The organism is Marinomonas fungiae (assembly GCF_001418205.1).
GTDB lineage: Bacteria > Pseudomonadota > Gammaproteobacteria > Pseudomonadales > Marinomonadaceae > Marinomonas > Marinomonas fungiae.
Genome location: NZ_LIQF01000001.1, coordinates 423,145 through 437,874 on the forward strand (window position 1 = coordinate 423,145; position 14,730 = coordinate 437,874).

Below are 14,730 nucleotides of genomic sequence, written 5' to 3' on the forward strand. Positions count from 1 at the left end.
ATTACTGCTCTATCATTAAATCAACAGATTCAGGTAAGTCGATATGAAAGTTTTGCTCTGACACTCCGTCGTGAACCTCAAGACTTGAAAATTCAATAACGGTAGTTTGTCCTAATACATCTTTAATGCTCATCGCACTGATGAATTTCTTATCAAAAGACAAAGTAAGCGTATCAAACAAGTCTTCCTGCTCTTTAGGCTCAAGTTTAAAACGATCTTGCCCAATCCCAGTCACCGTATAGTGACTCAAGGCGTCGTCTGAGGAGCTTCCTAGCAATGCCGCAGGTGAATTCCCTACGGTTCCTGAAAAAGGCTTACGTGTCGCTTGTTCTAAATCCACATCCCAGATGGTGACCCATTCTCCATCAGAGACAATGCGCTGGGGAAAGGGAGTCACCGTATCCCAAACAAACCGATTTGGCGCAGACAACAAGAAGATGCCTTCACTGTTTTGCACTTCGTCACCCCGTTCGTTGTAGGTGACTTGTCTAAACTCGCCCTCAACATTACGGTTATAGTCTAGTAAATGACTTAACTGAGTCGCTGGCGCCTCCGCCCATGCGTTAAATGCCACCAACAACCCCAAGCTATAAATGATACGTGCCATGACTACTCCTATTGAGTCGGGACCTTATTCTGGTATCAGAATCTCACGTTGACCATTAGTTCCCATTGGCCCGACCAGTCCAGCAGATTCCATTGCCTCTACTAAGTTTGCAGCTCGGTTATAGCCAATTTTCAAGCGGCGCTGAATAGAGGAAATAGAAGCTTTACGGGTTTCTAGCACTATTTTCACAGCTTCATCATAGAGTGGGTCTTGGTCTTCACTGCCACCAGAGGTTAACTCTTCGGCGCTCACCGTGACATCATTGATGTATTCTGGCTCACCACGTGCTTTCCACTCCTCTACCACAGCGTGCACTTCTTCATCTGAGACAAAGGCCCCATGAACACGAATGGGTGTCGGAAGTCCTGCCGGCAAATACAGCATGTCGCCCATACCGAGAAGTTGATCCGCACCGCCTTGATCCAAAATGGTTCGCGAGTCAATTTTGGATGATACCTGGAACGCCATACGAGTTGGAATGTTGGCTTTGATCAAGCCAGTGATCACATCCACCGAAGGACGCTGGGTAGCAAGAATCAAGTGAATACCCGCCGCACGAGCTTTTTGGGCGATACGCGCAATTAACTCCTCTACTTTTTTACCAACGATCATCATCATATCGGCGAACTCATCGACGACAATAACAATGTAAGGCAAAGGCTCCAAATAAGGCACGGTTCGGGCAACGCCGTCCTCAGAGAACATGGCCATTTCTGGCGTCCATAATGGATCTTCAATTGGCTGACCGGCAGCCGCCGCTTCACGGACTTTTTTATTAAAGCCAGCAATGTTACGTACACCAAGCTTGGACATCAGCTTGTAACGACGCTCCATTTCATCCACTGACCAACGCAAACCATTTGCTGCGTCTTTCATATCGGTAATAACAGGCGTCAACAGGTGTGGTATGCCTTCATAAATAGAAAGCTCCAACATTTTCGGGTCCACCATGATCATACGCACTTCATCAGGCGTTGACTTGAGTAACATGCTCAAGATCATGGCATTCACACCCACTGACTTACCAGAGCCCGTCGTACCCGCCACCAGAACATGTGGCATTTTCGCCAAATCCACGACGACAGGCTCACCCGAAATATCGTGTCCTAATGATAATGTTAGGGGCGAGGATGCATTGTCATACATCGGAGTGTTGATCACTTCGGAGAAGTACACTGTATCGCGATGTTGATTTGGAATCTCAATGCCAATAGTGGACTTGCCTGCAATGACCTCTACAACACGCACACTCATCACACTTAATGAACGAGCTAAATCTTTTGCCAAGTTGGTGATCCGCGAAACTTTCACTCCAGGTGCAGGCTGAATCTCAAAACGCGTAATAACTGGGCCTGGGTTGACTTCTACTACTTCCGCTTTGACCCCAAAGTCTAGCAAGCGTTGCTCCAGCAAAGCAGATAGGTCAAGCAACTCTTCTTCCGTGTAACCACCCTGCTTAGGCTTAGGCTGGGTCAGCACACTGCGATCAGGCAGCGTATAAGCGGCCTCAGCTCGTTCGATCTCGGTAGATGGACCGGCTAAACTTTCTAAGCGTTTCGCTTCGGAGAGCGTTTTTACAGCTGGCTTATGAGTCTGCATATTGAGCTCTGGCTGTGGCGCTTTGGCGGTTGATATTGGAGCTGCTGTCGACGGCGAAATAGCAATTTCATCTTCGTCATCCATTTCATAATGACTCGAATGATCAGGCTTTGGCGCAACGGTAGGCTCTGGGCTAGGCTTAGAATCTCGCTCTGCAACACGATTCACTGGCGCCTTTGTTTGACTGGCTACAGGTCTAGTTGGTGGCTTGTCCCATACATCGCCAAAGTCGATTTCATGGGCATCATCTTCCACATAAAGCGTATCGGTAAAAGCAAACTTATCGTCTTCAAACGCCACATCATCCAAGCCGCCAAAGCTAGGCTCTTGATGCTCTAAACGCTGTTTTACTGGCTGCTCGATCTCGTCGACATCAGACTGGCGAGTAAACTTACTTTTAACTTTTTGCCATAAGGAAACTTTTTCTGAGTCATCTTCGTCAAACAGCTCATCAGACTCTGCCTCAGGGGAAATGTCCTCTACTTTCTTTTTCTTACGGAAAATAGCAGGCTTTTCTAAGTCATCGTTAACGACTTCTTTAGCCTTGCCCTTACGACTAGAAGCTGAATCTTCTACCTGCTCCTCATCAGAACGGCTAAATTTCTGTGCAAGCCATAGATATGAAAGCTCAGCCTTTTCGCCAATAAACTCCAATGATTGCGACCAATGAATCTGCGCCAGTAAAGTGAAAGCCAAAACAACTAACGCCAAGCTTACGAGGGTTGCGCCATCATAACCAATCCAATGATAAAGCAGCTGCCCTAACGATTGCCCAAGAATCCCTCCTGCGCCAAACTGCAAGGCTGTACTACCAACAGTGTGGAGGAAACAAAGCGTTGCACCAAAGCTTAAATATAAAATACTGCCAACACAGCACAAAATGGCATTATTGAGAGGAATCATTTGGTGGGGGTTACGCCAAATGATATAAGCAACTAATAAGAATAATAGGGGTAATGAGTAAAACAAATTGCCAAAGAAAGCCGACAATAAGTCCGAAAGCATTGCGCCAATCGTCCCCATTGAGTTTTGCGTGGCACCACCACTTCCAGAATAAAACCAGCCTGCATCATCTGGATTGTAAGAGTAAGTCGCGAATGCAAAAAATAGAAAAAACAAAATAGCTGCGATAAATGCCGCCTGCTTCGCAAAAGTTCCCCAGACCAGTGATCGTACAGACTCACGCTCTGCTGCTTGTGTCAAAAGCCACCTTCCAATGTTATTAACCAATGATTAGGCTGCAAGCTTACCATAAAAAAAGCCAGCCCGAAGGGCTGGCTTTCGCTTTTACAAAGATAAGAGGAATCTTAGAAGTAAGCTTTCACACCAACGATGTTCTGCTCATCACCAGCATAGTCACCGTTGTAGTTTTCGAAGTAGTAAGTTAGGTCGCCAGCAGCGTATTCAGCGATGAAGTAAGTACCGTCATCGTCTTGACCAACAACATCTTCAAGGTTTTTAGCGTATTGAAGAGTTAGCGTTAGTGCTTCAGTTGCCGCAAATTCGATACCAAAACCAGCTTCTTCAACATCTTTAGTTGCTGGATCAGTACCTTGCTCACCAGTACCGTAGTTCACAGAAATTGTAGCAGGACCTGCGTTGAATTGTGCACCAACGTTTACAGAGTGAGCATCACCAATCGCGCCACCAGAGATACCTAGTTTGATACCATCTAGATCAGCGATGTAAGAGATCGCACCACCAACATCTGAGTCATCAGAAGTGTTAGTTGTCGCTTCAAGAGCTACTGTTAGGCCTGGTGCAACTTTGTAACGAATACCAGTGTTATCAGTGTCACCTTGTGCAGTTTTTAGATCAACACCAGTCTCACCGATCTCATCCATACCCATGAATGCGTTAGCAGATACTGAACCGTCGAAACGACCGAAAGATACAGCACCTTGTTTCACGTATAGTTTTTCAAAGTTAAAATCTGTGCCTTCGTCAACGCCTGTTGTTTTAACTTCAAGCTCAGCGTACACAACGCCTGTATCAACAGAAAGCTCGATCTCACCAAGATCAGTACCGTCTGCTAGATCGTTGTTGTTTTTAGCATTGCCGTAGTAACTAACATACTCAACACCGGCTTCACCGTGGAACACTGGCTCAAGTGCAAAAGTAGATGTAGAAACAGCAGCCGCTACTGCAGATACTGCGAAAACAGAAGCAAGTTTAATCGCTTTCATTCAAGATTCCCCTTTAATTTTATATGTTCGGTCTCAAGACCTTTTTGATTGGCTTTAAGCCTATTTCCAGCGAAGTGCTGAAGTAACTCGTCGACAGGCATACTAAAACCAATCAATTTCAGTTTCGTGACAATCACACGACACAGAAAAATTTTTAGTCCGTTGTTTGCAATCAGTTTATCCGCTGTAGTGCTCTGGACTGACTCCGATTAAAACCAAGTTTTCCTTGACTGGTCAAGCACTACGAGCACTTTTTTTGAATTTTTTTTGCATTTTTTACTTTTTTTTCATGTCTGAGGCATGAATTATTTATATAGACCGACTCAAAAATGCAACTTCATGGCGATTTGTGTACGCTATCGTCACAAAGAAATTAGCAATGGTGCATATTGTTTATCAGCACTGGTTACATAGGGTAAACAATGTGGATAATAGGATCACTAAAGCTTGTGAAGTCAGTATTTATCATGCCTAAGAACCGCCCCAATCAAACCGAGAACCGCCCCGAATTAGTTCTGCTAACTGAGTCTGTTTTAGACACTCCAGACCCTTTCAAAGCATTACTTGACCCCGAAGGTTTATCGGCTGTCGGTGGCGATCTAAGGCCTGAGCGATTAATTCATTTGTATCAACATGGGTTCTTCCCTTGGTACAGCGACCCAGATCCCATTTTGTGGTGGCACCCCTTAGAACGCTGCACTCTTGTGCCAAGCAAGTTTCACGAAAGTCGCTCGCTCAAAAAAGCACTTAAAAAAAATGAATGGACTTGGAAGATCAATGCAGACTTCTCACGCACCATCAATACTTGCAGTCAGTTACGTGCAGATGCTGAGGGAACTTGGATATCAAACGATGTTATCAATGCCTATTGCACACTGAATCAGCAAGGCTACGCATTTTCGATAGAGGCTTTTCTTGATGGTGAGCTAGCAGGTGGGTTTTATGGTGTTGCGATGGGGAAAATGTTTTTTGGTGAATCCATGTTTTCCCTGAAAGATAATGGCTCAAAAGTTGCTTTATGGCAGTTTTGTCGGCTAGCTCAAGAACTTGGGATTGAATTAATCGACTGTCAGGTTTATTCTGACCACCTAACATCGCTTGGGGCACAAATGATGTCGAAAGCAAGCTTTGTCAGAGCTTTGCAGGATCTAATACCTACCCCAACCCAAAATCATAGACTGATCGCAGTTGCAGGCCTGAAAACAGTCATGCCAATCACTTATGTTGCGGTCTAAATTTGCTTTTTTGGGCCATTTTGGGCAAAATACCGCCGAATTTTTAGCAAACTCGCCAATCACAAGCCTATTTCTAGCCTAAATAGCGAGATCATGCTTAACCTTAATTAAGAACAGGACACTGATTGTGGCAAAAGAAGACAGCATTGAAATGGAAGGTACGATTGTCGATACCCTTCCAAACACTATGTTCCGCGTGGAACTTGAAAACGGTCACGTTGTGACAGCGCATATCTCAGGTAAGATGCGTAAAAACTACATTCGTATTTTGACTGGCGACAAAGTAAAAGTTGAACTGACTCCTTACGACTTATCGAAAGGTCGCATCGTTTACCGTTCTCGTTAATATCTACTAGAACGCGATAACAAAAAGGCCGCTTAACCAATGGTTAAGCGGCCTTTTGTGTTTAGGGCTTCTGTAAGCCCTAATCATCATTTAGCAGCTCACTGCCTCTTTGCGTACAGAGAAAGCGAGTTCATCCTTCTCTTCGTCCAAGGATACAGACACCACTCCACCTTCGGTTAGATCACCAAACAAGATCATATTCGCTAATGGTTTTTTCAAATGCTCTTGAATGACACGCGCCATTGGACGAGCCCCCATTTGACGATCATAGCCTTTATGAGCTAACCAACCGCGAGCCGTATCACTCACTTCAATCAGCACACCCTTAGCATCCAACTGCGCTTGCAACTCAACCAAGAACTTGTCAACCACATTGAAAATCACTTGCTCATCCAATTGTTTAAACTGAATCACAGCATCCAAGCGGTTACGGAATTCCGGCGTGAAAGTTTTATTAATCGCTTCCATACCATCCGTTGAATTATCTTGCATTGAGAAACCAATCGAACGTTTTGCAAGCACTTCAGCACCGGCATTTGACGTCATAATCAGAATCACATTGCGGAAATCTGCTTTGCGACCGTTATTATCCGTCAAAGTACCGTGATCCATAACTTGTAGCAGCAAGTTAAAGACTTCAGGATGCGCCTTCTCAATCTCATCTAGTAGCACAACACTGTGTGGATTCTTGGTCACTGCTTCAGTCAATAAACCGCCTTGATCAAAGCCCACATAACCTGGTGGCGCACCGATCAAGCGCGATACAGCATGACGCTCCATGTACTCAGACATATCAAAGCGAATCAACTCAAGACCAAGGATCTTTGCCAGCTGTCGCGTAACTTCGGTTTTACCCACCCCTGTAGGGCCTGCCATCAAGAATGAACCAATCGGTTTTTGTTCAGCTTTTAGGCCAGCACGAGACAGTTTAATGGCATCAGAAAGCGACTCAATCGCTTGATCCTGACCAAACACTACCATTTTCAGGTTACGCTCAAGATTGCCCAAGACTTTACGATCCTCAGAATTTGCCGCTTTCACGGGCACTCGTGCAATCTTAGAGACAATATCCTCAATATCTTCAACCGTAATGGTCTCTTTGCGCGTTTCCTCTGGCTGTAAGCGCTGGTAAGCCCCCGCTTCGTCCACCACATCGATAGCCTTGTCTGGCATATGGCGGTCGGGCACATAGCGTTGTGCGAGCTCTGAGGCAGCTTTAAGTGCAGCATCTTCGTACTTCACTTTGTGATGCTCTTCAAACGAGCCAATGATACCTTTCAGAATTTCATAGGTATCATCCACACTTGGCTCATTAACATCGATTTTCTGGAAGCGACGCGCCAAAGCGTGATCTTTTTCAAAAATGCCACGAAACTCTTGGAATGTAGTTGATCCAATGCAACGCAGCTGACCAGAGCTTAGTGCAGGCTTGAGCAAGTTTGAGGCATCCATCACACCGCCAGATGCTGCACCAGCACCAATGATGGTGTGAATTTCGTCTATAAAAAGAATTGCGTTAGGCAGCTTTTTCAGCTCCCCAAGCAAATGCTTTAAGCGCTTTTCAAAATCGCCGCGGTATTTAGTACCCGCCAGCAACGCCCCAAGATCCAGTGAATAAACAATACCGTCCGCAATCACATCTGGCACTTCACCGTCTACGATGCGTTTCGCTAGACCTTCGGCAATAGCCGTTTTGCCGACACCCGATTCGCCAACCAACAGCGGGTTGTTCTTGCGTCGACGAGAAAGCGTTTGCACCACTCGCTCAACTTCATATTGACGACCAATCAGGCGATCAATACGACCCGCCTTGGCTTCTTCATTTAGGTTGGTAGCATATTTTTGCAGCGGCGCTTTTGCAGCATCTTCACCATCTTCGTCTTCTTGCTCAATGGCATTATCCGGCGCCGCACCACCCAACTTAGAAATACCGTGGGCGACAAAGTTTACTACATCAATCCGAGCTACATTATGACGACGTAGCAAGTAAACCGCTTGGCTCTCTTGCTCACTAAAAATCGCCACCAAAACATTGGCACCGGTTACTTCACGCTTGCCTGACGACTGAACGTGGAATACGGCACGCTGCAACACACGCTGGAAGCCTAACGTAGGCTGCACTTCACGCTCTTGATCATTTTCTGGTATGAGGGGGGTCGTGCTGTCTACGAACTCTTCTAACTCCTTGCTCAAGATTTCTAATGTGACACCGCACGCTTCAAGCACTTTTGCTGCGGCCGTATTGTCAATCAAAGCCAATAAAAGGTGCTCAACGGTCATAAATTCATGACGTTTATCGCGCGCGGCTTTGAAAGCATTATTCAAGGTTTGTTCTAGTTCTTTGTCTAGCATCGCTTGTCCCTCACTATAAATCAGTCGACTCTTTGCAAGTCGCACATTAGGGGGTGCTCGTTTTGCTCAGAAAACTGCTGCACCATAGCTACTTTGGTTTCAGCTATACCGTAAGGGTAAACACCACAAACGCCTTTACCCTTGGTATGAACTTCCATCATTACATGCTGAGCTTTCTCGGCATCCATATTAAAAAAGCGTTGGAGAACAAACACGACAAAATCCATTGGCGTGTAATCATCATTAAAGAGCACCACCTGATACATGGAAGGCGGCTTTAGCTCAGTCTCATCGGGCGCAATAGCAACCGATGAGTGGCCGTTATCATCGTCCTCTAAATTTAGACTAATTTGCCTCGCTGCAAACATCCCGGACCTCAAACACTACAAATATTCACGTTAATACGTATTTTCTCAATCCCTGGCTTACCAGAAAGTGGAAAACAATAAGAAATTTTACAAATCCACAATAGAGTTCTACTCTCAACTACATGCGGTCAAAAGTTAGACAGTTCAACCCTTGTGCTTTCGTCGCTTGAGTTTAACAGATCTTTGATCCCATAGATTGTACCGAATACATTATCAGCGTTAATTTGCGGTTCGGCTAATCGAGCCAGTAAGAGTATTTAAGGAGTGACTCATGCATCGTGGATCCGTTAAATGGTTTAACAACGCAAAAGGCTACGGCTTTATCGTTTCTGACAGTTTTGAGGAAGATTTGTTCATCCACTATTCTGCAATCAATGTCGAAGGTTATAAGACGCTAAAAGCAGGTCAATCGGTGACATTTGATGTTACGCCCGGTAAGCGCGGACTGCATGCAACAGACATCACTCCTGTCGCCGCCGAAAGCAAAACCGAACAGAGCAGCGCTCAATCCGCGTAGTTGCATCATTTACCGCAACATTCTTTAAGCACCTTTGGTATGATCCCTCATCCTAGAGGTGCTCTTTTGCATCCAAAATTTATCGCTTCAAAGATGCTTTTTCATGCTATTGCTACTAAATAAACCTTTCCAAGTCCTTAGTCAATTCTCAGCTGATGGCGCCAAAGATACGTTAGCAAAATACGTTAATGTGCCTAATGTGTACCCTGCAGGTCGATTAGACTATGACTCTGAGGGGCTGCTACTGCTGACGGATAATGGCGCATTACAACACCTTATTGCTTCCCCTATGTTCAAAATGCCAAAAACCTATTGGGTCCAAGTTGAAGGGGAAGTGACTGAGCAAGCAATACTAGCCTTAAGCAAAGGGGTTGAACTTAAAGACGGCATGACAAAGCCCGCCAAGTGTCGCCGAATGGACGTCCCAAACATTTGGAATCGAGAGCCGCCAATTCGCGAACGCGCCAACATCCCTACTAGCTGGATTGAATTACAAATTACGGAAGGCAGAAACCGACAGGTCCGTCGCATGACCGCTCACGTAGGTTTTCCGACCTTACGGTTAATTCGTGCTGCGATAGGCCCCTATTCGGTTGAAAATACCCCCGTTGGGTCTTATGTAGAAGTAGAGCTCACTGAAACTTTAGTGGAACAGGTACAACATTTTGAACGAGAAAAAGCGCGCAAGGCTGCCACATCTAACCGTCGCCGCCCTAATCGCGGACAAGCGCCGCTACCTCATGGTAAAAGAAATGCAGGACGGCCAGATCGTGCTCAATCAGCCAGCAGGACACGTGGAAAACGGTGAAACCTTACAGCAGGCCGTGATTCGCGAAACTCTTGAAGAATCGGGCTGGCAAGTCACACCGCAAGCAATTCTTGGGATCTATGCCTTTACTCCTTTTGAAGGGGCCGACACCTATCACCGAGTATGCATCATATGCCATGCAGAACAACATATTACGGATGAGTTAGATCCTGATATCTTAGGTTCTGACTGGTTCACGCGAGAGCAAATTGAAGCGTTACCGCAGCGGAGCCCCTTGATTTTGCAGTGCATAAATGACTATGAACAGGGCCAGACACATGACCTGAATATGATTAACAATCGCCATATCGATCCGAATTAAAGACCTAGCCACGACCTTCAGCTACAATACGCCCTTACATTCTAATGACGGGCCTTTACCCCGTTTTCATTATTAGAGAGAGATCATGAGTAAAGAAAACCCAAACGCATCGATTAAAGTCATCGTAGGCATGTCCGGCGGTGTGGATTCATCTGTATCCGCCCTACTTTTGCAACAACAAGGCTACCAAGTGGAAGGCCTGTTTATGAAAAACTGGGACGAAGATGACGGTACTGAATACTGCACCGCGAAGGAAGACTTAGCTGACGCACAAGCTGTCTGCGACAAATTAGGTATCCATCTACACACGGCCAACTTCGCGGCAGAATACTGGGACAATGTATTTGAGCATTTCCTAGAAGAGTACAAAGCCGGTCGTACCCCCAACCCAGATATCCTTTGTAACAAAGAGATCAAGTTCAAAGCTTTTCTAGAATACGCCTTAGAATTGGGTGCGGATTACATTGCGACGGGCCACTATGTGCGCCGTGGTGAAATCGACGATCAACCAGTGTTGTTAAAAGGGTTGGATAACAACAAAGACCAAAGCTACTTCCTATACGCGGTGGGCAAAGATGAAATCGGTCGCACTTTCTTTCCTGTTGGGGAGCTAGAAAAACCTGAGGTACGTCGCCTTGCAGAGGAACATGATCTGATTACTCACAACAAGAAAGACAGTACCGGCATCTGCTTTATCGGCGAACGTCGTTTTAAAGACTTTCTTGAGCAATATCTGCCAGCGCAACCGGGTAATATTGAAACCCTTGAAGGCGATGTGATTGGCAAACACCATGGCTTGATGTATCACACCATTGGCCAGCGCCAAGGTTTAGGTATTGGAGGTCTATCGAAATACCCAGATGAGCCATGGTACGTGGTAGAAAAAGACCTGCAGCGCAATGTGCTTGTGGTAACTCAAGGCGGACAGCATGAGTCTTTATTTAAAACACACTTAATCGCTGATAACTTTGATTGGGTAGCCCGAGAAAAACCCAGCATGCCACTGACTTGTATGGCGAAGTGCCGTTACCGCCAGCCAGATCAAGAATGCACTATCTCGGAACTAGCCGATGGCCGCGTAGAGGTCAGTTTCAAAGAACCACAACGAGCCATTACACCTGGACAATCTGTCGTTTTCTATATCGGCGAACATTGTTTGGGCGGCGGCATTATAAACGCTGCTTTTAACAAGTGAGCACTGCGTTAAAGCGGAGAACCCTATGCAGCATGACATAAAAGAACAAGCCATCGCATTGGCTGCGATCTTTCAAGCAGCAGAATTGGTAGCCAACTTAGCACGCAAAGGCACTTTGGATACCAACTATGCCAAACCCTTGCTAGACAGTATTCTTGTGGTCAATGCCAAAGCCACAGAGGATATTTACGGCGGCCAAGTCAACTGCCAAGGAAATCTTGCCTTAGGCCGACGCATCGCCAAAGAGGTTATGGGGAAAAACCGTGATGCGGTCAACCCCGACACCATTCGCTATGCTCTTAGCATGATTCACCTTGAATCTAAGCTAGGTAAAGAGCCTGAGATGCTATCTGCCATTGGTCAGCGTCTAGGACAACTAGAACGCCAACTAGAGCATTATGATGACGTTATGCATGAAAATGTTGTTGCAGGCATTTCTGGAATGTACCAAGACACATTAAGCAAATTACCATTTCGGATACAGGTGCATGGAGACAGCCGTTTCTTGCAGCAACCTCATATTGCCCACCAAGTTCGTGCGGTCTTAATGGCAGGCATTCGCGCTGCGATGCTTTGGCGCCAAGTGGGCGGCAAGCGCTGGCATTTAATTTTCAAGCGCAAAGCACTCATCAAGCAGCTCGAAGGTCGCTTCTGAGCCTTTCTTTCTTATAAAAGCCAGAAGGTAAATCAACGTTATCTTCTTGCTTTTCACCCTCTATATTCACGACAATCATTCAGATCAATCTTGACTATATTCGAGGTCAATATTTCTCAAGCCCCTTCTTGAGGTAGTATATTGACCAAAATTTTAATCAAATTTGATTTGATTACAGAGAATGGCGGCCAAAAGTCACCTTCTATCCAAGCGGCTAACTTAGCCAGAATGTTAGGGGAATTACATGTCAAAACAAACGATTTACTACACGTTGACAGACGAAGCACCGGCACTTGCAACAGCTTCTCTTCTGCCAATCTTTAGTTCATTTGCGAAAGAAGCAGACATCGAGCTAAAACTTACGGATATTTCATTAGCAGGCCGTATCCTTTCAGCTTTCTCTGATCGACTTCCTGAAGATCAACGCGTAGAAGATGGTCTTTCTTTTCTTGGTGAGTTAACAGCAGATCCAAGTGCAAACTTCATCAAACTACCAAACATTTCAGCGTCTATTCCGCAGCTGAACGCTGCCATTAAAGAGCTTCAAAGTCAGGGTTACGACATTCCAAGCTACCCAGAAACAGCGGAAACAGACGAAGATAAAGACATCCAATCTCGTTATGCAAAACTTCTAGGCAGTGCGGTAAACCCTGTGCTACGTCAGGGTAACTCTGACCGCCGTGCGCCAGCAGCCGTAAAAGCCTACGCACGTAAACACCCACACTCTATGGGCGAGTGGAAGAAAACCTCTCAAACACACGCTGATTACATGCGTGACGGCGATTTCTTCTCATCAGAGCAGTCTGTAACAATGGACAAAGCACAAGACGTGCGTATTGAGTTCGTTGATCAGGCAGGTAACGTAGAGCTTAAGAAAACACTGCCATTGCTAGAAGGCGAAGTTCTAGACAGCATGAACATGAGCGCACGTAAGCTTCGTGACTTCTTTGAACAGTCTCTTCAAGAAGCCAAAGAAGCAGGCATCATGTGGTCGCTACACGTTAAAGCCACCATGATGAAGGTGTCTCACCCGATCGTATTCGGACACGCTGTAACCGTATTCTATAAAGAAGTGTGGGATAAGTTTGGCGAGGTTTTCAAAGAAATCGGCGTTAACCCTAACAACGGTCTAGGCAGCGTTCTAGACAAGATCAAAGTACTACCACAGTCTCAACAAGACGAAATCCTAGAAGCAATCCACGATTGCTACGAGCACCGTCCAGAAATCGCGATGGTAGACTCTGTGCGTGGTATCACAAACCTACACGTACCTTCTGACGTTATCGTCGACGCATCTATGCCAGCGATGATCCGTAACTCAGGTAAGATGTGGGGACGCGACGGCAAAACGAAAGACACTAAAGCAGTGATGCCTGAGTCAACTTACGCTCGTATTTACCAAGAAGTGATCAACTTCTGTAAAACAAACGGCGCATTCGATCCAACCACAATGGGCACAGTACCAAACGTTGGTTTGATGGCTCAAAAAGCAGAAGAATACGGCTCACACGACAAAACATTCGAAGCAAAAGCAGACGGTGTAATGCGTGTGGTAGATGCCGCAGGTAACGTCCTAATGCAACACAATGTTGAGAAAGGCGATATCTGGCGTGCATGTCAAACGAAAGACGCTGCAGTCAAAGACTGGGTGAAACTAGGTGTAACACGTGCCCGTAACTCTAACACTCCTGCCGTATTCTGGTTGGACGAAGAGCGTGCGCACGATAACGAGCTACGTAAGAAAGTTGCACTGTACCTACAGGACTACGATCTTGAAGGTCTAGACATCCGCGTTATGTCTTACAACGAAGCGATCCGTTTCTCTATGGAGCGTATCATCCGTGGCCAAGACACCATCTCTGTAACAGGTAACGTTCTGCGTGACTACCTAACTGACTTGTTCCCAATCATGGAACTTGGCACATCAGCGAAAATGCTATCTATCGTACCAATGTTAAACGGTGGCGGCATGTACGAAACTGGTGCTGGTGGTTCAGCTCCGAAACACGTACAGCAACTTCTTGAAGAAAACTACCTACGTTGGGATTCTCTAGGTGAATTCCTTGCAACAGCGGTTTCTTTCGAAGAACTTGGTATTAAACAGAACAATGCAAAAGCGAAAGTACTGGCAGCAGCATTGGACAAAGCCACTGAAAAACTGTTGGACAACGATAAATCACCTTCTCGTAAAGTAGGCGATATTGATAACCGCGGCAGTCACTTCTACCTAGCAATGTACTGGGCTCAAGAATTGGCAGCCCAGACAGAAGACGCTACGTTGGCAGCGAAATTCGCACCTTTAGCTAAGACACTAACTGAAAACGAAGCGAAAATTGTTGAAGAGCTAAACTCTGTTCAAGGTTCTGCAGCTAACCTAGAAGGTTACTACCACATGAACCTAGAAGACGTTGCTAAAGTAATGCGCCCAAGTGCGACATTCAATGCAGCACTTGAGTCTTTATAATTAGCTGAATAGCCAATAAAGCGATACCCAAGAGCCACTTGATGAAAATCGAGTGGCTTTTTTATTTCCGCTTATC

The 14,730-nt window shown here is 45.8% G+C and carries 13 protein-coding genes; 8 read left to right on the forward strand and 5 right to left on the reverse strand.

What is annotated here, in order from left to right; genetic code table 11:
• Window position 1: 1 nt before the first annotated feature.
• From lolA to ASC49_RS01925, 3 genes are all read right to left on the reverse strand, one after another.
• Window positions 2-607: an outer membrane lipoprotein chaperone LolA gene (gene lolA, locus ASC49_RS01915; RefSeq protein WP_055461511.1), complete on the reverse strand. Its 606-nt coding sequence runs from the start codon at window positions 605-607 to the stop codon at window positions 2-4.
• Between the two features lie 24 nt (window positions 608-631).
• On the reverse strand, window positions 632-3,409 hold the full coding sequence (locus ASC49_RS01920; protein ID WP_055461512.1) for a DNA translocase FtsK: 2,778 nt from the start codon (window positions 3,407-3,409) through the stop codon (window positions 632-634).
• A 104-nt stretch (window positions 3,410-3,513) separates the two neighbouring features.
• On the reverse strand, window positions 3,514-4,392 hold the full coding sequence (locus ASC49_RS01925) for a hypothetical protein (protein ID WP_055461513.1): 879 nt from the start codon (window positions 4,390-4,392) through the stop codon (window positions 3,514-3,516).
• 449 nt (window positions 4,393-4,841) lie between these two features.
• Between ASC49_RS01925 and aat the strand changes: the two genes are divergently transcribed.
• Together aat and infA are read left to right on the forward strand one after the other, a co-directional pair.
• Window positions 4,842-5,627 carry a leucyl/phenylalanyl-tRNA--protein transferase gene (aat, locus tag ASC49_RS01930; RefSeq protein WP_245624607.1) on the forward strand — a complete coding sequence of 262 codons (786 nt, stop codon included), beginning with the start codon at window positions 4,842-4,844 and terminating at the stop codon, window positions 5,625-5,627.
• Between the two features lie 127 nt (window positions 5,628-5,754).
• Window positions 5,755-5,973, forward strand: a complete 219-nt coding sequence (infA, locus tag ASC49_RS01935; RefSeq protein ID WP_055461515.1) for a translation initiation factor IF-1 — start codon at window positions 5,755-5,757, stop codon at window positions 5,971-5,973.
• Window positions 5,974-6,063: 90 nt separating this feature from the next.
• On the opposite strand, the gene clpA is transcribed toward infA, so the two are convergent.
• Together clpA and clpS are read right to left on the reverse strand one after the other, a co-directional pair.
• On the reverse strand, window positions 6,064-8,325 hold the full coding sequence (clpA, locus tag ASC49_RS01940; protein ID WP_055461516.1) for an ATP-dependent Clp protease ATP-binding subunit ClpA: 2,262 nt from the start codon (window positions 8,323-8,325) through the stop codon (window positions 6,064-6,066).
• A 20-nt stretch (window positions 8,326-8,345) separates the two neighbouring features.
• On the reverse strand, window positions 8,346-8,693 hold the full coding sequence (clpS, locus tag ASC49_RS01945; protein ID WP_072242016.1) for an ATP-dependent Clp protease adapter ClpS: 348 nt from the start codon (window positions 8,691-8,693) through the stop codon (window positions 8,346-8,348).
• Window positions 8,694-8,964: 271 nt separating this feature from the next.
• Between clpS and ASC49_RS01950 the strand changes: the two genes are divergently transcribed.
• From ASC49_RS01950 to ASC49_RS01975, 6 genes are all read left to right on the forward strand, one after another.
• Window positions 8,965-9,210, forward strand: coding sequence for a cold shock domain-containing protein (locus ASC49_RS01950; RefSeq protein WP_055461517.1), 246 nt, complete (start codon window positions 8,965-8,967; stop codon window positions 9,208-9,210).
• Window positions 9,211-9,313: 103 nt separating this feature from the next.
• Window positions 9,314-10,018, forward strand: coding sequence for a pseudouridine synthase (locus tag ASC49_RS01955; protein ID WP_055461518.1), 705 nt, complete (start codon window positions 9,314-9,316; stop codon window positions 10,016-10,018).
• Complete coding sequence (locus ASC49_RS01960) at window positions 9,963-10,340, forward strand: NUDIX domain-containing protein (RefSeq protein WP_245624608.1); 378 nt, start codon at window positions 9,963-9,965, stop codon at window positions 10,338-10,340. The genes ASC49_RS01955 and ASC49_RS01960 overlap by 56 nt, the downstream gene beginning before the upstream one ends.
• An 85-nt stretch (window positions 10,341-10,425) precedes the next feature.
• Window positions 10,426-11,535: a tRNA 2-thiouridine(34) synthase MnmA gene (gene mnmA / locus ASC49_RS01965; RefSeq protein WP_055461520.1), complete on the forward strand. Its 1,110-nt coding sequence runs from the start codon at window positions 10,426-10,428 to the stop codon at window positions 11,533-11,535.
• Between the two features lie 25 nt (window positions 11,536-11,560).
• Window positions 11,561-12,190 carry a high frequency lysogenization protein HflD gene (gene hflD, locus ASC49_RS01970; RefSeq protein WP_055461521.1) on the forward strand — a complete coding sequence of 210 codons (630 nt, stop codon included), beginning with the start codon at window positions 11,561-11,563 and terminating at the stop codon, window positions 12,188-12,190.
• Between the two features lie 244 nt (window positions 12,191-12,434).
• Window positions 12,435-14,654 (forward strand): NADP-dependent isocitrate dehydrogenase, encoded by a 2,220-nt coding sequence (locus tag ASC49_RS01975; protein ID WP_055461522.1) that lies wholly within the window; start codon window positions 12,435-12,437, stop codon window positions 14,652-14,654.
• Window positions 14,655-14,730 lie beyond the last annotated feature (76 nt).